The 20,397-nt window shown below is 54.2% G+C and carries 17 protein-coding genes and 2 pseudogenes; 3 read left to right on the top strand and 16 right to left on the bottom strand.

What is annotated here, in order from left to right:
* Positions 1-61: 61 nt before the first annotated feature.
* Complete coding sequence (locus F8N96_RS00425) at positions 62-1,495, bottom strand: NAD-dependent succinate-semialdehyde dehydrogenase (RefSeq protein WP_150796089.1); 1,434 nt, start codon at positions 1,493-1,495, stop codon at positions 62-64.
* A 164-nt stretch (positions 1,496-1,659) separates the two neighbouring features.
* On the opposite strand from F8N96_RS00425, the gene F8N96_RS00420 reads away from it, so the two are divergent.
* Both F8N96_RS00420 and F8N96_RS00415 read left to right on the top strand, forming a co-directional pair.
* Positions 1,660-2,613: a hydroxymethylglutaryl-CoA lyase gene (locus F8N96_RS00420; protein ID WP_150796088.1), complete on the top strand. Its 954-nt coding sequence runs from the start codon at positions 1,660-1,662 to the stop codon at positions 2,611-2,613.
* 13 nt (positions 2,614-2,626) lie between these two features.
* Entirely contained in the window at positions 2,627-3,439 is an 813-nt protein-coding gene (locus F8N96_RS00415; protein ID WP_150796087.1) for a cupin domain-containing protein, read from the top strand.
* A gap of 248 nt (positions 3,440-3,687) precedes the next feature.
* On the opposite strand, the pseudogene F8N96_RS35840 reads toward F8N96_RS00415, so the two are convergent.
* From F8N96_RS35840 to F8N96_RS00345, 15 genes and pseudogenes are all read right to left on the bottom strand, one after another.
* Positions 3,688-3,828 (bottom strand): annotated as a pseudogene (locus F8N96_RS35840) (3-methyl-2-oxobutanoate hydroxymethyltransferase); the annotation flags it as partial.
* 139 nt (positions 3,829-3,967) lie between these two features.
* Complete coding sequence (locus tag F8N96_RS00405) at positions 3,968-5,680, bottom strand: sigma-54 interaction domain-containing protein (RefSeq protein WP_224789459.1); 1,713 nt, start codon at positions 5,678-5,680, stop codon at positions 3,968-3,970.
* Between the two features lie 59 nt (positions 5,681-5,739).
* On the bottom strand, positions 5,740-6,498 hold the full coding sequence (locus F8N96_RS35205) for an ABC transporter ATP-binding protein (RefSeq protein WP_224789473.1): 759 nt from the start codon (positions 6,496-6,498) through the stop codon (positions 5,740-5,742).
* A 33-nt stretch (positions 6,499-6,531) separates the two neighbouring features.
* Positions 6,532-7,275 (bottom strand): annotated as a pseudogene (locus F8N96_RS35200) (ABC transporter ATP-binding protein); the annotation flags it as partial.
* Positions 7,276-7,319: 44 nt separating this feature from the next.
* Positions 7,320-8,597 carry a high-affinity branched-chain amino acid ABC transporter permease LivM gene (livM, locus tag F8N96_RS00395; protein WP_318187364.1) on the bottom strand — a complete coding sequence of 426 codons (1,278 nt, stop codon included), beginning with the start codon at positions 8,595-8,597 and terminating at the stop codon, positions 7,320-7,322.
* Between the two features lie 21 nt (positions 8,598-8,618).
* Positions 8,619-9,533, bottom strand: coding sequence for an ABC transporter permease subunit (locus F8N96_RS00390; protein WP_150796084.1), 915 nt, complete (start codon positions 9,531-9,533; stop codon positions 8,619-8,621).
* Between the two features lie 71 nt (positions 9,534-9,604).
* On the bottom strand, positions 9,605-10,708 hold the full coding sequence (locus tag F8N96_RS00385) for a branched-chain amino acid ABC transporter substrate-binding protein (protein WP_150796083.1): 1,104 nt from the start codon (positions 10,706-10,708) through the stop codon (positions 9,605-9,607).
* A gap of 46 nt (positions 10,709-10,754) precedes the next feature.
* Entirely contained in the window at positions 10,755-11,516 is a 762-nt protein-coding gene (locus tag F8N96_RS00380; RefSeq protein WP_150796082.1) for an enoyl-CoA hydratase/isomerase family protein, read from the bottom strand.
* The gene (locus F8N96_RS00375; RefSeq protein ID WP_150796081.1) at positions 11,513-12,829 is read right to left on the bottom strand and encodes a phenylacetate--CoA ligase family protein; all 1,317 of its coding nucleotides are present in this window, start codon (positions 12,827-12,829) and stop codon (positions 11,513-11,515) included. Before F8N96_RS00375 ends, F8N96_RS00380 begins: the two co-directional genes overlap by 4 nt.
* A gap of 13 nt (positions 12,830-12,842) precedes the next feature.
* Positions 12,843-13,256: a thioesterase family protein gene (locus F8N96_RS00370; protein ID WP_150796080.1), complete on the bottom strand. Its 414-nt coding sequence runs from the start codon at positions 13,254-13,256 to the stop codon at positions 12,843-12,845.
* A gap of 391 nt (positions 13,257-13,647) precedes the next feature.
* Positions 13,648-14,340 carry an HAD family hydrolase gene (locus F8N96_RS00365; RefSeq protein WP_150796079.1) on the bottom strand — a complete coding sequence of 231 codons (693 nt, stop codon included), beginning with the start codon at positions 14,338-14,340 and terminating at the stop codon, positions 13,648-13,650.
* A 421-nt stretch (positions 14,341-14,761) separates the two neighbouring features.
* Positions 14,762-15,589: an ABC transporter permease gene (locus F8N96_RS00360; RefSeq protein WP_150796078.1), complete on the bottom strand. Its 828-nt coding sequence runs from the start codon at positions 15,587-15,589 to the stop codon at positions 14,762-14,764.
* Positions 15,589-16,449, bottom strand: coding sequence for an ABC transporter permease (locus F8N96_RS00355; protein WP_224794063.1), 861 nt, complete (start codon positions 16,447-16,449; stop codon positions 15,589-15,591). The genes F8N96_RS00360 and F8N96_RS00355 overlap by 1 nt, the downstream gene beginning before the upstream one ends.
* A gap of 104 nt (positions 16,450-16,553) precedes the next feature.
* Positions 16,554-17,624, bottom strand: a complete 1,071-nt coding sequence (locus tag F8N96_RS00350) for an ABC transporter ATP-binding protein (RefSeq protein ID WP_150796076.1) — start codon at positions 17,622-17,624, stop codon at positions 16,554-16,556.
* Positions 17,625-17,650: 26 nt separating this feature from the next.
* Complete coding sequence (locus tag F8N96_RS00345; protein ID WP_191630683.1) at positions 17,651-18,706, bottom strand: ABC transporter substrate-binding protein; 1,056 nt, start codon at positions 18,704-18,706, stop codon at positions 17,651-17,653.
* Positions 18,707-18,954: 248 nt separating this feature from the next.
* Between F8N96_RS00345 and F8N96_RS00340 the strand changes: the two genes are divergently transcribed.
* Positions 18,955-20,334 (top strand): aspartate aminotransferase family protein, encoded by a 1,380-nt coding sequence (locus F8N96_RS00340; RefSeq protein WP_150796074.1) that lies wholly within the window; start codon positions 18,955-18,957, stop codon positions 20,332-20,334.
* Positions 20,335-20,397: the final 63 nt, after the last annotated feature.

Raw genomic sequence — 20,397 nt, 5'->3', positions numbered from 1 at the left:
GGATTTAAAAACCCAAAACCACCCAGCTTTCGTGGACTGAGTGGTCTTGGGCTGTCTTACTTCAAATGCCTATCTGACTGATGAACTTCGTCGTCAAGTAAGCCTCAAGGCCTTCCGTTCCGCCTTCACTTCCATGACCACTGGCCCTGATTCCACCAAACGGAGTTTCCGGCAGGGCCAGGCCAAAGTGGTTGATCGAGACCATTCCCGCCTGTAAGCGATTACCCAACTCGGTCGCCGTTTTCAACGATTTGGTGAAACCGAACGCTGCCAGCCCATACTCCAGGCTGTTAGCTTGGGCAATGACGCTATCCAGGTCGTTGAAGCGCAGTAACGGTGCCACCGGACCAAAAGGCTCCTCGCTGAGGAGTCGTGCCTGTTGCGGTACATCGGCCAATAATGTCGGTTCGAAAAAATGACCCTTGTCACCAATGCGCTTCCCTCCAGTCAGTATTTTCGCCCCTAGGTCCCTGGCATCAGCAAGCAACTCCTGAACCATCATCAAACGCCGAGCGTTGGCCAGCGGCCCCATCTGACTGGTTGGATCGAAGCCGTCGCCTACCTTGAGCTGCTCTGCTAACTCAGTAAATCTTTGGGAGAAAGGGGCGAATACTGCTTCATGCACGTAGAAACGCGAGGGCGCGGCACATACCTGCCCGGCGTTGCGAAACTTCAGGGTGCAAGCCAAAGTGGCAGCGGCCTCAATATCGGCATCCTCACACACGATAAACGGCGCATGTCCGCCCAATTCCATCGTCGTCAATTTCAAGTGTGTCGCGGCCAGGGCACCGAGCTGTCGGCCTATGGCAGTCGATCCGGTGAAGGACACCTTACGGATAATCGGGGACCTGATCAGATAATCGGAGACGTGCGCAGGGTTACCGAACACAAGGTTCAATACGCCCTTGGGTACACCAGCATCGTGGAAACAGCGTACCAGTTCGATCACGGCGCCTGGGGCTTCCTCCGGCGCCTTGATGATGATGCTGCAACCCGCAGCCAGGGCCCCCGCTATCTTGCGCACCGCCTGATTGATCGGGAAATTCCACGGGGTGAAGGCGGCCACCGGACCGACAGGCTCGCGCACCACCAATTGGCGTACCGCCGCATTACGTGAAGGCACGATGCGACCATAGGCACGCCGGCCTTCCTCTGCATACCACTCAATGTGGTCCGCTGCGCTTTTGGCTTCCATGGTCGACTCTGCCAGCGGCTTGCCCTGGTCCAATGTCATGCACTCGGCCATCAGCGCATGGCGATCACGTACCAGCGAAGCTACTCGACGCAAGATGCCCGAACGGTCGTAGGCAGACGTCGCGGACCATGTTTCAAATCCGCTGGCAGCCGCTGCCAATGCGGCATCCAGATCCTCATTTGATGCCAATGGCAATTGCCCAATCGTCTTCCCCGTCGAAGGATTGATTACAGCCGCAGTGTTGCCAGAACTGCCGGCAGTCCATTGGCCGTCGATGTAAAACAACAGGTCGGTGTACATGGATCACTCCTCGGAAATTAGCGTTGGACGCAGGTGGTTGCACTGGTAGCTGCAATGCGTGAGCGGTAACGGAACCCACAGCAACAGGTTGACACTGTTAACCATATGCTCGTAAATTTAGTTCACCATGTCAACCATGTTTCGTTTTCAGCTCAGAGGTCCCAATGAGAGACGTCATTCTGTGTGAATGCTTTGCCCGCGACGGTCTGCAGCACGAACCGGACTATCTGCCTACACATATCAAACGCAGGTTGGTGGAGCGTTTTGCTGACATCGGCTTTCAAAGGATCGAGGCGACTTCTTACTCCAACCCTGCCGTGATTCCGCAATTTGCCGACGCCAGTGCTCTGTTGGCGGTTCTGCAGCGTCGTGCCGGCGTGTTCTATAAAGCGACCTGCGCCAACGTGCGAGCAGTGGAGCGAGCTGTCACCGATCTCGATGCCGGTCACGGGGCCAATGAAATCAGCCTGCTGGTGTCCGCCTCTGAGTCCCATTCGCGCAGAAACCTCAAGCGCAGCCGAGCAGATCAATGGCTGAACATTGAGCAGATGGCCGACAAGGCCCTCAACCAGTTTCGCTTGATCGGTACGGTTTCCGTCGCTTTTGGATGTCCGTTTGAAGGACGCGTCAGCGAAGCCAGTGTATTGGCGGATGTTGAGCAGTTTGCCAAACGCGGCGTGAAATTCGTCACCCTTGGCGATACCACCGGCGTCGCGACACCGCAGAGCGTCAAGCGCTTGTTCGGCGCCGTGCTGGCGTCGTTTCCCGAGATCACTCCGATCGCTCATTTTCACGATACCCGCGCGACCGGACTGGTGAATTACGTCGCAGCTCTGGAAGTCGGCGTCACGCATTACGACTGTGCCTTCGGCGGTGTTGGCGGCCATCCGACCAAGGTCAAGTACGGTGGCGGGCACACCGGCAACGTCAGTACCGAGGACTGGATCAACCTGCTGGAATCCATGGGAGTAAGCACTGGCATCGACCTGGACCGCCTGTTGGATGTCGCTGCCGAATGCGAAGCCGCGCTAGGCCGCGAACTGCACAGCCGTGTCCTGCGCTGCGGAATGAATCCACTTTTGCACTCCACTGTTTCCCCAAGCGACATCATCCAATGAAGAGGTGAAAAAAATGGTCTTTCTTGATCCTGTTGCACGGCGGTTGCGGTTGATCTGCGGGGTGCTGCTGCTTTCAACCCCGGTCTTTGCCAGCGATAAATTGCTGCTGGTTGAACGTGATGATTTGATGAAGGGCCCGGCGAACGAAACCGTGCTCGGCCAGCAAATCTGGGAAATGCATAAAACCGCTTTATCGCACACCACCCTGGTCCGGCTCGACATGCAAACCCCCGTCGTCAGGCACGATTCCGGTGAGCGCACGCTGATCGTTTTGCAAGGCAAGGTGCTGTTCCATTTCACCGACAGTGAGGTTTTCCTGAATGCCGGTGATTATGTTGCGATCCCTGCCGGACAGGCCTACCAGATGACGCCGCTGGATCAGGAGAAACCCCTTCTACTGGGCTTTGATGTCCCTGTCATCGACATGACGAAGGCCTCCGCCGTTGATTTCTCCACGCCCACCACAGCCTCCCCTCCCGTCGTCAAGAAACAGCAATCAGTGATGGCCAGCCCCACCGGCTGGAACGACCCCAGTGACCGCGGCTGGACACTGATAAAGACACCGGACAAGCGAGTGAATCTGGTGGAGATGTTCTCCGAGTTGAAAAACCACAGTCACCCGGATGCCGATCACTCACTGATCCTCCTCAGTGGTAGCGCGCGGGTTGTCACGCCGACTGAAGATCGAATCCTCAAGACAGGCGATTACGTTTCCATCCCGCAGAATGTCCCACACAAGTATTACGTCGAAGGTCAGCAATCGGCGCTGTTCATCAGCTTCGATGCACCGGCGTACGATTCGGCCAAAACCATCTACTTCGAGTGACACGCTCGCATCATTACCGAACCAGAAAACGCATGGACCTGAGTCCCTGCGTTTTTTCTGGCCCTGTATTGATGGCGTAAAACGGGAATCTCCCTGCTGATGAAAGCAGCTGTTATTACATCTCGAAAATGGCCCGCACAATGATTGCGCAGGCGCTGTTTTACTAGAAGGTATGCTCTGGGCCGGGAAAGGTACTCGACTCTACTTCCTGTGCAAATTCCCTCGCTGCATCGCGAAGTATCGAACGCCTCGCCCCGACCTTGGACGCGGTAGCCTCCAAGCTGATGTTCCAGTTGAGGTGTAAAGCCCATATGAGCCATAACGGGGATGCCAGAACTGGTGAGCTTCTCGACTTGAGGAAGTATTTCTAGACTGCCCTCAATCTTTATCCGACTGTGCAAGTGGTGCAACGCCATAAGGTGGGAGTTGCTCGTTCATTGGTTAGTCTCGTTGAAGAGGTAATCAGCAGCTATCGAACTTCTTCCGGGCATTTCGATGAGCGCGCCCCTTGAGCAACCTCGCTGACATTTATACATCGGTATTATATTGCTTGAGCTTTTTGTAGAGGGTCGGTCGGGTTATACCGAGCGCTGACGCTGTTCGAGTGACGTTATTGTCAAACGCCCGAAGCGCACCAATGATCGTTCGCCGTTCGCTCTCGGCAAGCGTGAGGATCGACTCCGAAGCATCAGAAGCGAGGGGCACCGACATGTCTGGCCTCTCGTCCGTTAGCCAGCCATGCGGCATTTCTGCTACGTGGTCTCCATCGGTCATATTGACAAGGCGCTCGATAACATTCTGGAGCTGCCGGACGTTCCCCGGCCAACTGTAATGGCGCAACGTATGTATGACGGCCGGGCCGAGCTCAATGAGTGAACGGTGCAGCAACGTACACGTTCTCTGCACGCACTGGTCAATAAGCAGCTCGATATCATCAGGCCGCTCCCTCAGGGACGGCAGATCAATGCGAAGCACATTAAGTCGGTAAAACAAATCTTCCCGGAATGCCTTCTTAGCAACCATTTCAGTCAAATCACGGTTAGCGGCAGCGATGACTCGCACGTCAAGCGCAATGCTTGTGGCGCCACCGATCCGTGTCACCTGCCGCTCTTGAAGCACTCGGAGCAATTTGGCCTGCACATCAAGTGGCATCTCGGAGATTTCGTCGAGAAAAATTGTGCCACCCGCAGCGAGTTCAAACCTGCCCAATCGTCCAGCCTTATCCGCCCCTGTGAAGCTTCCTGGACTGTAACCAAATAGCTCACTCTCGATCAGGTCTCTCGGGAGAGCTGCACAGTTAACTGCCACAAAGGACGAGCCGGCTCGCTTGCTCTCATTGTGAATCGACTGCGCAAACACTTCCTTACCCGTTCCACTTTCTCCATACAGTAAAACGTTGGCATCCGAATTGGCTGCCCGCTTTGCGATGGCGACTGCCTGGGTAAGTTTTGAGGAACGTCCGATGATATCGGTGAAATGGTAACGAGCCAGGTCGCCGGCCATTCGGTTAGAAAGTCGTTTTGCCCGAGCAATCTCGTGAAATGTATTGACGATGGAAACGACTGTTCCTTCCTCGTCGATAATCGGTACTGCGGTATCAAGGATATGAAGATTCAGCCGGCTCGACCGAATTTGAAGTTCGCGATCAACGTAACCTTTTTTGGTAGCAAAGATGGGGGTGATGAAGGGTTCGAAATCGATGACTTCACGGAATTCGCGACCAATGTTTTTCTTTGGATCTACACCCAGCATTCGCCCCCCGGGGGCGTTAAGGTAACGCAGGACACCAAATCGATCCAAAACCAGCAAGCCATCCGACATATTGTCCATGATTGCTTTCTGCTCTCGGAAAAGCTGCTGCGAAACACTTGCCTGCTCAAGCAGGTCAAGCGTTCGGGCCACGAAACCCGAGCCCATTTTGCATAACCGGACAAGAACCTCTTCAGAAATCGGCTCTGCCGCACACACCGCGAAGTAGATTGCCCCTTGTTCCGCCCCTGTAGCCATTCTGACCATTGCCAGAGCGCGACCACTGCACTCTCCCATGACGGGAGTGTCCTCCACCGGGTGCCGGCTTAATGGCACCACAGCAGGAAACATGATCAGACCTGCGGAGTTCCTTAATCGATAGCTGTCATCGTAAATTGCGACACCCACCATTGCCTCAGGAAAAATTGAGCTATACAAATCGCAAAGCTCGTTGAGATGAGCGACTAGTGGGTCCGCTTTCACCATTTCCATTGCTATCGCACTCTCAAGAATCGATCAATTCACTTACCGTCACTGGCCTGTCAATGGAATCATGGCACCGCCATCCCTTCAAGATAAGCATTTCTGATCTCGGACTGGGAAGCCAAGACTTCAGCGTCTCCAGAATGCACAATGCGCCCCGTCTGCAACACATAGCCGCGGTCTGCTATTGCGAGCGCCATTGCCGCATTTTGCTCGACGAGCAGGACGGTGATGCCATCCTCTTTATTGATTTTCTGGATGGCATCGAAGATCTGACGAATGACGAGCGGTGCCAAACCTAGCGATGGTTCGTCAAGCAATAAAAGTTTAGGGCGCTGCATCAAGGCCCGTCCGATAGCGAGCATTTGCTGCTCACCGCCAGACATTGTCCCAGCGCGTTGCCATGCACGCTCCTCCAATCGAGGAAACAGGCGGAAAACCTTTTTCAAGTCATTCTGAAAATGCTTCGGATCGCTCAAGAATGCACCGATCTGCAAATTCTCCAGAACGGTCATCTTGGGCATGATACGGCGCCCTTCTGGAGAATGCGCAATACCCAGGTCCGCCACACAGTGGGACTGCAAACCTTTCAACGGAGTACCGCTGAACGATATCGACCCCTCTTTGACAGCTGGTGAGCCGAAAATGGTTTTGAGTAATGTCGATTTTCCTGCTCCATTAGCACCCAACAGCGTGACGATCTCGCCCTGCCGAACTTCCATGTTGATACCGTGCAGCACCTCTACCGCACCATAGCTGACATGGAGATTTTCAACGGCAAGAACCGCCGGTGCAAAAGTGGTGGGGACCCGCCCATCACGTGGCAGACGCTGCAGCGATGTCGAGCTGTCGCTGTGCCCCAAGTACGCAGCGATTACACCGGGATGTTCCTTGATGTACTCGGGGGTCCCCTCAGCCAGCTTCTTGCCGTACTCAAGCACCACGATGCGGTCCGATACATTCATCACAACGCTCATGTCGTGTTCAATCAACAGCACGCCGACGCCATTCTCCAGCTTCAGTCGTTGCAGATCCTCGCCCAGTTCTCCTGACTCTTTCGGATTCAGCCCTGCGGCAGGCTCATCGAGACAAAGAAATTCGGGGTCAAGGCACATCGCGCGTGCAATCTCCAACCGACGTTGTTGCCCATATGAAAGATTGCCCGCGAGATCATCTGCACGTGCGACAAGATTCATCCGCCGCAGCCAGGTCATGGCTTTTGCTACGGCTTCCTCCTCTTTGTCACGATAGGATTTTAAGCCGAACAAACCGGCGACCTGCAGCAGTCCACCACCGCTGAGCACTGTATGTTGGGCGACCAACAGATTTTCCAGAGCGGTCATCCCTTTAAACAATCGTATGTTCTGAAACGTACGCGCTATGCCCGCTTTCGTGACGATCTGATGGCCCGACAGACTGTCGACCCTGATGCTGGAGCCGGCTCCCTCTACAGTTATCTTTCCGGAAGTCGGTCTGTAAAAACCGGTAACGCAGTTGAAAGCAGTTGTTTTGCCCGCACCGTTGGGACCAATCACGGCGGTGATCTCACCACTGGCGGCTTTGAAGTCAAGGTTCTGGATCGCTTTGATCCCACCGAAATGCATGTTCAAACCTTCTACAGACAGCAGTCTGGAATTTTGGGCCTGATTCATCGCAGCGACTCCGAAACTTGAAGATGGGGTAATGTCGTGGGAGCTAGAATCGACGGCTTTCTTCCAGCTATCAGACCTTGTGGCCGCCAGATCATGATGAATACCATCGCAAGGCCGAACAAGAGCATCCGATACTCAGCGAAATCTCGTCCTAGCTCTGGGAGGCCAACAAGTAAAATGGCTGCTAGAACAACTCCCAACTGGCTGCCCATTCCGCCCAACACGACAATCGCAAGGATGATCGCGCTTTCTGTAAAGGTAAAACTCTCGGGGCTGATAAACCCCTGCCTGGCGGCGAAGAAGCAACCCGCGAAGCCACCCAGCATTGCACCTAGCGAGAACGCCGTCAGTTTCACGGATGTAGGATTGATACCCACCGCCTGACAGGCAGTTTCGTCTTCGCGCAAGGCTTCCCATGACCTGCCGATGGGCAAGCGACGCAGTCTTTCAGTGAAGAGAAGCGTGAGAGCTGCCAGGCCGAGAATAATGTAATAGAGCCACATGAAGCGGTGGTCCGGCGAAAAGTCCAGGTGGAAAATATCGGCGAACGTCGATACTCCATCCGGCGCGGTTGCTGCGAACGGGTGGCCAAAAAAGGTTGGCCGGGCGATGCCCGCGATCCCGTTTGGTCCGCCGGTGATGTCCGTCAAATTAATGAGGAATATACGAATGATTTCCCCAAAGCCTAGTGTAACGATCGCCAGGTAATCGCCCCTGAGCCGAAGCACCGGAAAACCGAGCAAGATACCCAATGATGCAGATACCAGTCCGCAGAGCGGTAGCGCCACCCAGAAGCTGACGCCGTAATTGACTGAGAGATAACCGAACGTATAGGCACCCGCGGCGTAGAACGCGACATAGCCCAGATCAAGGAGACCTGCCATACCAACGACTATATTCAGCCCCCATCCCAACATCACGTAGATTAAAAACGTGGTTGCCAGATCAAGTTCGTAGCGACTTGTAAACGGCAACATCGGAAAGACCACCGCTACAATCCCGATCATCAGAAACAGGCGTGGTGAAACATGAGCGATATATGTCGATGCTCGTGATTGACGTGGAACTTTAGGCTGGAGCTTGTTCCGATTCCTCAGCAGTTGCACAAGGCAATGGCCGATGAAGACAATAATGGTTGGAACAATGACCCAGAGGGGTCTGATGTTCAGTCCATTCTTGCCGCCAAGATCCTGAAGCTGCAAACCCGCCAAGGGGAGCGCAAGCAGAGCCGTAATCAGCGCGGGGAGCACTGCACTCTTAAGGGTTTGGGCGATTGTTGTTTTCATTTTTCTGCCTCAGACTTTCTCTAAATGCGGGCGACCAAAGAGTCCGGAAGGCCGAATCGTCAATACCAGGATCAGCACGGCGAACACCGAAACGTCCTTGTAGGCACCAGACACATAACCTCCCCAATAAGCCTCGACCAACCCGATGATGAGTCCGCCGATCATCGCGCCAGGAATGGACCCGATACCGCCGAGCACGGCAGCCGTGAATGCCTTCACGCCGGCAAGAAAACCGATGAAAAAATCCACTGAGCCGTAGTACAGAGTGGTCATCAATCCTGCGGCGGCGGCGAGCCCTGCCCCCACCATGAAAGTGACAGAAATAGTCCGACTCACGTCAATGCCGGCCATGCCAGCCATTTCCATATCCTGCTCACAAGCGCGCTGTGAACGGCCGAACCGGGTCTTCTCGACAGCGTGATACAGCAGCCCCATAAGGCAAAAGGTCAGTACAACGATGGAAATCTGGATGGCAGTAATCTGCACAGAGAAACCATCATGTTCCCAGAGTGAATAGCCCCCGGATAAGAGTTGCGGAAGCGTCCGAGTTCGCGCGCCTTGGACGATCTGGACATAGTTTTGCAGGAAAATTGACATGCCGATTGCTGAGATCAGCGGCGCGAGACGAAACGATCGACGAAGTGGGCGATAAGCGATGCGCTCAACGGCCCAACCATAAATGGCAGTGAAGACCACAGCAATTATCAAGACGAGGAGAATTGCTAGAGGTACCCAAGTTATCCCTAACAAACCCAAAACGGTGAAGGCAATCAAAGAAATGAAAGCCCCGATCATATAAATTTCGCCGTGGGCGAAGTTAATCATTCCGACGATCCCGTAGACCATCGTATAACCGAGCGCGATCAACCCGTATATAGCCCCCAGCGTAAGGCCGTTGATCGTTTGCTGAAGGAAGTAGCCCATTACAAACTCCAAAATTAAATTAATCGAAAGTCGGCTTATGTCAAACGCGACATAAGCCGATGGTCAAAATCTTAATTAAGCGGTTTGTACTTACCACCTTCCCACGCATAGATGATAAAAGGTTCGGTACTCGGGTCACCCTTTTTGTCAAATTTCATATCACCGAGAACAGTATTGAACGAATCAGTGTGCAATGATTTCGAAACCTTGGACCCATCTGTCGACTTTGCATTATTCGCAGCGCTGGCATAAGCCTGGATAGCGGCATAGGTATAAAGCGTATAGCCTTCAGGTTCATAGCCCACGTCGCGGAATTTTTTGACGATATCAGCGGCTTTAGGGTTATTGCGCGGATCTGGATAGAACGTAAACAGGAAACCATCCCCGGCAGCCCCAGCGATAGAGGCAAACTCTGTCGACGCCATACCGTCACCCCCCATAAAGGTTGCCTTCAGTCCCTGCTCCCGTGCCTGCCTTACAAGAAGCCCCCCCTCTGCAAAGTAGCCACCGAAGAAAACAAGGTCGACGTTAGCCAACTTGAGTTTGGAAACAAGTGTCGAAAAATCCTTCTCGCCTTGCGTCAGCGTGTCATCGACGACCACTTGCAAGCCGGCAGCTGTGATACCGGCTTTAACATTCTCTGCCAGTCCACGTCCGTAAGTAGACTTGTCATTAATGATGGCGATTCGGGTGCCTAGCTTGCGCTTGATAATTGCCTCATAGGCAACAACAGCGGACAGGTCGTCACGCCCTGAAGTGCGGAACACGTTCTGCAAACCACGTTCAGTTATGATCGGACTACTGGCGGCTGAGGCAATCATCGGAATTTCAGCGTCAGCATATATTTCCGAAGCCGGAATGGCAGATGACGAACAAAAGTGCCCAATAACGGCCGCAGTTTTTTGAGCAGCATATTTGTTGGCAACGGCAACGGCCTGCTTCGGATCGCACGCGTCATCTTGAATATCCAAGACAAGCTTGTCGCCGTTTACACCACCATTAGCATTAATCGTTTCTACTACTGACTTTGCGCCGTGGGTGATTTGGTCAAAAAATGCTGCATATTGACCGGTGGCCGGCCCCACGACACCCAGAACCACATCCTTGGCCTGGACCAAAGGTGTGTTCAATGCCATGAGAACAGTAGACACTGTGAGAATTCGCTGGATTTTCATCTTACTATTTCCCTTTTTATTATTGATATTCTTACACCGTTAGGGTTTATTTCTTTCTTGCGATAAATCCTTGAACACGTTCAGCCGCACCAGGTTGGCTAAAAGCCTCGATGGTAACTTCCTCTTCCAACTTCACCGCATTCCACAGCGAGTCGCCCAAACCTTTATTAATAAGATTTTTCAGACGAGAGACAGAGAAACGGGATTTCGTAGCAATTTTCGCCGCCATTTCGAATGCGACGTCATGCATATCTTCAAGTTTGGTAACTCGGTTTACTAATCCCAGTTTCAGGAGTTGGTCGGCCGACTGCCGCTCACCGAGCAATAACAGCTCCATTGCTCGCTGATAACCAATTGATTGGGGTAATAGATGAGTCACGCCACCCGTGACAAATTGGCCCCAATCCATCTCGGGAAAGAAGGCCACAAGGTTGTCAGCAGCAACAGTAATGTCGCAATTCAACAACCACTCGAAGCCACCACCGACGGCGAAACCGTGGAGAGCCCCGACAATGGGTTTGTCACAACCCATCATCAAATGGGTAATTTCCTGAATCGCACTGATGTGCGCTTTGATCGATGCTGCATTGGCGCTTTGAAGACCAAATTCTTTCAGATCATCGCCGGAGCAAAATGCTCGACCCTCGCCGTGCAGCACGATGACCGCCGCCTCCGAGTCGTCAATTGCTGCTTTCAACGCTACCGAAAACGCTGCCAACAGTTCACCACTGATGGCATTCAATCGTTCAGGCCGGTTCAATGTCACGACACCAATGGCGTCGCGTCGGTCGTACAATGCGTAACTCATGACGATTTCCTCTCGATCAATGCTGTCTTGCCATCAGTGCGGGGGAGACTGTCGATCGGCAGAATCGTTACTTCAGCGGTTGCCCCCGCGAATGTTCGAATGGCATCTTCGAGGGACTTTCTGGCGTATTCCCAGGATTCTTCGCCTACGCCTGCCGCCGCTTCTGCCTTGACCCGAATCCGGTCCCAAGGACCTGAACCTTCCAATACGATTCGGAACTGACCCGAGGCGAGATCGGGCCGGCTGAAGATCGCTTTCTGAACAGAGCTTGGGAAAACGTTAATACCGCGAACATTGAACATATCGTCGGTACGGCCGGTTACCCGGAAACGGAATCCGGTACGGCCACATTTGCATGGACCGGTGCCAGTGACAGTGATGACATCGCGCGTCTTGAAGCGGACCAGAGGCTGGCACTCTTTCGCCAAATGGGTGCATACAAGCTCCCCGGTGGTACCCTCGCGAATCGATTGACTGCGATCCTGCGCGTCCAGAATTTCGATGAAGAGCGCGTCGGCACCATGAAAATGAAGGTCATTGGAGTGATCGCATTGACTCGCGAAGTTGCTCAGCACTTCGGACATGCCATAGTTGGCGTTGCGAACGCTGAAGCCCCACATATCTTCCATCGCCGCGCGGAATTCGATGTTATCGAGGCCTGCTTCACCGCCGAACAACCCTACACGCAGCTTGAGATCCCGAGGATTACGGCCCTCTGCACGCAAAAGTTTTTCAAGCAAAGCCGGATATGAAGGAGTGCAGGAAATTGCGGTGACACCCAGATCGGTAATGGTGTCCAGGAGCAATTTTGTATTGCCAACGCCAAACGGCACGACTGCCGCCCCAGCCTCTTCAAGCGTCATATGGTCGGTCACACCACCCGTCCACTGGCAGTAATTCAAACAATGTACGACGCGGTCGGAAGGTCTCAGGCCTGCGGAATACTGAGCACGGCCACCGACGAGAGAAACAAGGTCTACGTCACGCCGACTATTTGCCAGCTGCAGCGGTTTGCCTGTCGTGCCAGAAGTTCTGTGAACGCGAACGACTTTGTCGTTGCTGCAAGCCATGTAAGTGCCGAACGGGTAACTCAGTTCCTGGCTACGTCGAACTTCTTCTTTTCCTGTAAACGGCAGGGTCTGCAAATCATCAATAGTGATCTTCTGATCGACTGTCGCTCCAAATTTTTCCTTATAAAAAGCTGACGTGCGACGTACATAATCCCACTGCTGTTCCCACAGACCATTCTGGAGATTGCGGATGCTCTGTTCCGACAGTGTTTCGAATTCCGGGTGCAACAATTCGGGCGGCATGAAAGTCTCCTTATTATTGAGTTGTTGAGGAGCTGCGTGAGGCAGCGCGTGTTTCAATAGCCGAGAGATCTACAATGGCTCGGGCATGTTTCCCACGTCCGATCGACCCTGCTGGGTCTTCAGACCAAACTTCAAACCAATAAAGTTTTCCTTCTTGCCCGATAAAGCGGGCGTGGGAACGAATATTCAAACCCACAGGGGTCGGTGCCAAATGTTCGATAGCTACAGAAACACCCACCGATACTTTGCCTTCACCCAGCAGTGGCACGAGCATGTCCGCAGCAACGCGCTCAAGCTCACTTACCAAAAAGGGCGTGCTCAGCACCGTTGGATACTTTTCTCCAGGGCGGGTAGCGAATGAACTGGCGGTCATACTCGGAGTGACCTGAGTATCCACGTGATGTGTCGAATCCTTTGCAATCTCCATGAAACACCTCTCTTGTTGATGTGCTTAGCAGTAAGCAAAGAGGGTGCCAGACAGGATTTTTTCGACAACTTACTGATATATAACGATTATTTTTAAAAACTTGAACTGCAAATTTTATGCAATGTAAAAAATTAAATCGATCAATATTTTTACACTGTAAATATTTTGTACGGTTGATGTCACCTCGAAAGCGTCCCAATGCAGCCGTCAGAGCCAGTTCATCAAGCACATCTTTCGCGACACTTCGAACCCGCTTTAAAAAAGCATAAAAAAAGCGCTGCAGCAGCCATGGAATACTGCTCCATGACCACTACAACGCAAACTTCACACCACACTCAAATTGTAAACATAGAGAGCGCAAGGCACTCACTGAAAGTAAAAAGGCTAACTCTTACCAAGCAGCTTCAATCACGTCGCGCAACCCCAATAAATTTCCGAACTCGTAGAGCGGAGCGGGTGTAAATCGCCCTCTTGGCTCGCCATACCGATTGATCCAGGCGACTTGCATTCCCATCGGCATCGCACCTTCCAGATCTGCAAACTGAGACAGAGATACGTGCAGGATCTGGTCCGCGGGAACTCCAAGCTTTTCAATTGCATGCTTGAAAATTAAGGCCGAAGGCTTGAACGCATTCGCTTCTTCGGCGGTTGTCGCCTGGGAGAACTCAGCCCTGAAGGGATTCAAATCAAAGAACCTATTATCCATATTGGTGATCGGCATCAGCGGATAGCGCTGCTTCAGGACGGAGATAATTTCGGGCACCTCTGGATGAGGTTTCGCATCCCGTGTCATCGTCGCCAGCAATATCTCGGTGAGTTGAAGCCACCGTTCTGGTCCAGCTTCAAATCCCAAAGGTTCCAACACGTCCCGGAGCCCAAGCAGAGCGTAGTTGAAGTAAGGCTGCCAGACCCCGGACCGATAACGCCGCACTGTCGCGTCATCCCATTTTAAATAGAGCTCTTGCGAGTCGAAACCAGCCAAGCCACATTCGCCAAGAACTTCAGCCACGCCGGCTTGACCGCTAGTATCAACATCGACCAGCGTTCCCCAGAAATCGAAGGTGATCGCCTTGAATGCTCGCATGTCATTGACCCTTGTTTTTAGACTTTAATTAAAGTTCAACGTCACCACAATGATTAATAGCTCATTGATTGAATGCCAAACTTCCTCAACCACCCTTAAAACCTAGTACTTGCGACACCACAACCTTCACCTCAATATTCTGGGGGGGCCACGTGTCGATCGCACAGAGCCACTCAAGCAAAATGAATGCCACACCACCGAGGGCTTTATTATTTACGGGTTCCCACGCCGCGGAGGGACATATTCCGCTAATCCGTAACAAAACTTGCGGATTTTTTTGTCTTATAAATTTACGGTGTAAAATAATTTTACGTAAAATTTTTATTCAATCATCCCTGCTTCCATGCATTGCATGGGCGTGACTGAGCCCCACCAGCCACACCAGAATAGAGCGCCCCTCACCAAACACCATCGAATCAAATCAATGTTGCTGACGACGTTCCAGGCTCTTGATGTACTGCATCGCCACCAAGAGCAGGATCGACAAGACAATCATCAAGGTCGACACCGCTGCCACGGTCGGATCGATCTGATCACGGATATTGGCGAACATGCGTCGTGGCAGCGTGGAGCTCTCGCCCCCAACAATGAACAGTGCGATGACCACCTCATCGAATGAAGCGATAAAGGCGAACAGCGCTCCAGAACAGATCGATAGCCGCAATTGCGGCAACGTCACCGTCAGAAAGGCCCAGGGGCGCGACGCACCGAGGCTGCGGGCAGCCATTTCCTGATTCATGTCAAATCCCTGGAGGCCATTGCCCACGGCGATCAGCACGAATGGAATCGCCAACACACTGTGGGCCAGCACCAGTCCCATGATGGAGTTGTTCAGTCCGGTACGCGAGTAGACGAAAAACACCCCGATCGCTACCAGAATGATGGGCACCAGCATCGGCAGCATCATCAGGCTATTGACCAACTTCGCCATGCCTCCGCGCACTTGCGACAGACCGTAGGCGGCCAGCGTCCCCAACACCGTGGCGATACAGGTCGCCATGATCGCCACTTTCACCGTGACCCAGGTTGCCATCATCCATTCCGGCGAACCCAGGTAGGCCTGGTACCAGCGCAGGCTCCATTCCCGCGGCGGAAACTCCAGGTACTGCGAGGCGGAGAACGACATCGGGATCACAATCAGGCACGGAATGATCAGGAACAGCAGGATCAATCCTACGAGCGCATATAACCAGAGCCGGTGCGCGTGGGTAATCTGTGTCGGCGTCACCGTTTGATTGAGCTTGAACATCAGCTTTTTCTCCCTTGATCATTGAGACCGAACAACTTGCGCATCCCCCAAAGGATCAAAACAGTAGCGATCAGCAGGGCCACGCCCAGTGCACTCGCCGCCCCCCAGTTACCGTACAGGGCGATGGTGTCGCTGATTTTCATCGACCACATCGACACCCTGCCACCGCCCAACAATGCCGGCGTCAGGTAAAAGCCCAGGCAAATCACGAAGACCAGCGTGATGCCCGAGGCCAGGCCAGGTAGCGACAATTTCAGGAACACCTGGCGAAATGCCTGGGACGGTGTGGCACCGCAATTGGCCGCCGCCGACATCAACAGTGGATCGATGTTTTTCATCTTGTCGTAGAGCGGCAGCACCATGAACGGCAACATGACGTGCACCATGCCGACGACGGTTCCGAAGAAGTTATTAACCAAAGCCAGCGGTTCATGGATCAAGCCCAGATCGAGCAACCAGTTGTTGATGACCCCTTGGCGCTGTAACAACACCAGCCAGGCGTAGGTACGTACCAGGATCGAAGTCCAGAACGGCAGCAGTACAAAGGCCATGCAGATTTGGCTGGCCCGGTCGGGTAACTGCGAAAGCAGGTAGGCCAGCGGATAACCCAGCAACACGCAAACCAGCGTCACGCAGAACGCCATCTGGAAGGTGATGATGAAGCTGCTCAGATACACAGGCCGTAGCAAACGCAGATAATTGTCCAGGGTCAGTGCACCGCTGCTGTCAAATGCCGACAACCAGAACAGCCATCCCAAGGGCACAGCCAATACCACGAACACCAAAATGAAACCCGGTAGCGTCAGGGAAAGTAGAGCCCAGCGCTCCTTTCGTTCGGCCATCGCCAGGTGGCTGGCCATGGGATCTTCCCCGCCTATGGCAGCGCTTCTGGCGCGACTGGAGAGACTGACGTGTTTCATGGGCGTAACCCTCTGTTGCTTTTGGCGAGGGGGAAGGTCGGCATTCATGCGCCCTCCGTCACCAGCAAAGTGTCCTCGGCATGCAGCCAAAGCTGAACCGCCGCACCCGGTGTCGGCACCGGTACGTCGCGAAAGCCTTTTTGATGACGCGCAGTGAGCTCGCTGCCATCGGACAGCACCAGGCCAACGTGATAGCTGTCACCCTGATAGACCACGTCGCGTGCAACTGCGTCGATTCGGTTCATCGCACTCGAATCCGACGGGGCCTGCCATTGCAGGCGCTCGGGGCGCACCATCAGCACCCGCGGTTGTGAAAGTTTGAGCGCCGTACCCTTCGGCAATTTCAACGCTCGCCCCTGGAAAGTAACGGCATTGCCATCCTCCCCCACAGGAAAAAAACAACTCTCGCCGATGAAACCCGCGACAAACCGATTGTTCGGCCGCTCATAGAGCGCATCCGGAGTATCCAGTTGCGCCAGCCTACCTTTGTTCAACACTGCAATGCGGTGTGACAGGGTCAGCGCTTCTTTCTGATCATGGGTGACATAAATCGTGGTCATGCCCAGTCGGGCATGCAGGCGCTTGAGCTCCAGTTGCATGTGCTCGCGCAGGTTCTTGTCCAGTGCTGAAAGCGGTTCGTCCATCAGCATGATCTTCGGTTCGAACACCATCGCCCTGGCCAGCGCGACACGCTGACGCTGACCGCCTGAAAGCTGATGAATGCCGCGCTCACCGAGATGGTCCATCTGCACCATTTCCAGAGAGGCTTTGACCCTGCGGGTTCGCTCCGCGCCGCTGACCTTGCGCAGGCGCAAGGGATAGGCGACATTTTCTGCAACCGTCATATGCGGGAACAACGCATAGTTCTGAAACACCATGCCGATATCCCGCTTGTGTGGCGGACAGTTCAGAAACTCTACGCCATCGACCTTGATACTTCCCGAGTCCGGGCGAATAAAGCCCGCCAACACATTGAGCAAGGTCGTCTTCCCCGACCCCGAAGGGCCGAGAAGCGTAAGAAACTCACCAGGATTGACGTCCAGGGAGACATGGTCAATCGCGGTAAACGACCCATAGCCCTTGTAGACATCACGAATCGCAATATTGCCTTGCATAACTCCGACCTCCACAGAAACGCCCATTACTGTGCAATCAACTCTTTGTAGTCTTCCTGAACATCAGTGACATGCTCGCCCCACCAACGCGGGTCCATCAGCGTTTGCCTGGCTCTGTTGGCGGGCGACATGTTCGAGTTGCTCAGCGCGTCGGCCGGTATGCCGGGCTGCTCGAAGGCCAGGTTATTGGTCGGGCCGTAGTAACCCATCATCGTCGGGATCCGCGCCTGAGTTTGCGGGGTAACAGCATTCGCAATCAGCTTCTGCGCCCCCGCCGCATTCCCGGCGCCTTTGAGGATGGCCATGCAGCCATAACCGAGGAGACCATCTTCATAGGTATAGGCCACTGGAGCCTTGTCTTTCACCACTGAGTCGACGCGGCTGCTCCAGATCGCGATCAGGTCGACTTCGCCGTCCTTGATCAGTTGCGCGGACTGAGCACCGGACGTCCACCAGACAGCGACGTAGGGTTTGATTTTTTCCAGTGAGGCCAGGCCTCGCTTGATGTCCAGGGGATAGAGCTGATCCCGTGGTACGCCATCGGCCAGCAAAGCCACTTCCAGCATTTCATCCGGCGCGACGGAAAGCGCACGGCGCCCCGGAAATTTCTTCACGTCCCAGAATTCTTTCCAGCTCTTCGGGCCTTCCTTGAATTTGTCGGTTCGCCAGCCCATGACCACTGAATAGCTGTTGGTCGCGATCCAGTTTTTATCCCGCGCCAGGCTCGGCACACCTTTGGCATCGATCACCGAATAGTCCAAGGGTTCGAGCATCCCCTGCCGGGCTAATGCCGCACAGTCATTGGCGCCGATATGAATGGCATCCCACGCGGGTTTGCCCGACTGCACCTGCAGGCGTACGGCTGGCTGTCCGTCATGGGACTCGGTAAGAAGCTTCAAACCAGCCTTCTCCGCAGCCGGCTTCCAAAGCGTTGCAATCAGCGCATCCTGCAGGCCGCCACCGTAGCCGGCGACAGTCACAGTAGACGGATCGGCCGCCCACACTGGCGCTGCGATCAAGACTGCCCCCGCAACCGCCAACACTTGAAGTCTTATTGCTGAAACTTTCAGGGCGTCGAACATTTCCATCTCCCGTTTCTAGCGCCCGATGAGCGCGGACTTGTTATTAAGCAGAGATAAAGATCAAACCTTAGCGCAGCTATCCATCAGCTCGACGGTGTCTGCTGTCGTTTTTCTTCAGGGGCATGAAGCGCCAGAAGATGGTTGACAACATGAACCACATGATTCACATTGTCAACCATATTGAAGTCACTTCAAAAACAACAATTGCACTCACGACGCAAGTCGCACCACCCGAACGGAGTACCGCCATGTCACGCTCATTACACGCCAGCGACATCGCTTTTCACATCCACAGCCAGACCCATCTGGCCAACCACGAAAAGGTCGGGCCGACGGTCATGGTCCGTGGCGAGGGCATCTATACCTGGGATGACCAGGGCAAGAAGTACCTGGACGCCATGTCTGGCATGTGGAGTGCCGCGCTGGGTTATAGCGAGACGCGTCTGGAAGAGGCCGCACTGCGGCAGATGAAGCAGCTGCCCTATCACCAGAACTTTGCACACCGCTCCACCGAGCCGGCCATCCAATTGGCAGAGCGCTTGATCTCGCTGGCCCCGGTACCGATGTCCAAAGTGTTGTTCGCTTGCTCAGGCTCCGAAGCCAACGACACCGCGATCAAGCTAGTCTGGTACTTCTGGAGCGCCCTCGGCCAGCCACAACGCCGCAAGATCATCAGCCGCAATCGCGCTTATCACGGCACGACCATCGCCAGTGCCAGCCTCACGGGCCTGACGCATTTGCACCAGGATTTCGGCCTGCCGCTACCCGGCTTTCTGCATGTCACCTGCCCGCACTATTACCGCGAGGGGCTGCCAGGCGAAAGCGAAGAAGCCTTCTCCACCCGCTTGGCCGCCGAGCTGGAAACACTGATCGAGCGCGAAGGTGCCGATACCATTGGCGCCTTCTTTGCCGAGCCGCTGATGGGGACCGGAGGGGTAATCACCCCGCCGGTGGGCTATTTCGAGAAAATCCAACAGGTGCTCAAACGCCATGACATTTTGCTGGTAGCGGATGAAGTCATCTGTGGTTTTGGTCGTACCGGCAACTGGTGGGGTTCGCAGACCTTCAGCCTGCAGCCCGATATGGTGACGTGCGCCAAAGCACTCTCGGCGTCCTATCTGCCTATTTCCGCACTGATGATTTCCGAACCGGTGTACCAGGCCATGAAAAGCCAGAGCGAGAAGATCGGCATCTTCGGTCACGGTTTTACCTATGGCGGCCATCCGGTCCCGGCAGCGGTGGCACTGGAATGCCTGAACATCTATGAGGAGCGCCAATTACCGACACACGCCCAGCAGGTCGGTGCACGTCTGGGCGCCGGCTTGCGCAAATTGTCCGACCATCCGTTGGTGGGCGAAGTACGCGGTGCCGGGCTGATATGGGGTGTGGAGGTGGTGGCTGACAAAGCCACTAAAGCTGCTTTCCCAAAAGAGTGGAAAGTCGGTTTGAGCGTGTCGCAGCAAACCGAAGCCAACGGCGTGACTGCCCGTTCGCTGAACGACAGTGTGGTGTTCGCGCCACCGTTGATCATCACCGACGCGGAAGTCGACCTGGTACTTGAAGCCTTCAGCAAAGGGCTGGATGCCAGCCTGGCGCTACTGCGCGAGCAATCGCGCTTCAACGGTTGAGCTCAGGTAAGCACTCCCGAACAATGAGAGGCTAATTCCTTTCCCTAGATAGCCCTTCGGTGC

The sequence above is a fragment of the Pseudomonas fluorescens genome (assembly GCF_902497855.1).
Classification (GTDB): Bacteria; Pseudomonadota; Gammaproteobacteria; order Pseudomonadales; family Pseudomonadaceae; genus Aquipseudomonas; species Aquipseudomonas fluorescens_BI.
This window is presented reverse-complemented; position numbering and strand designations above follow the sequence as displayed.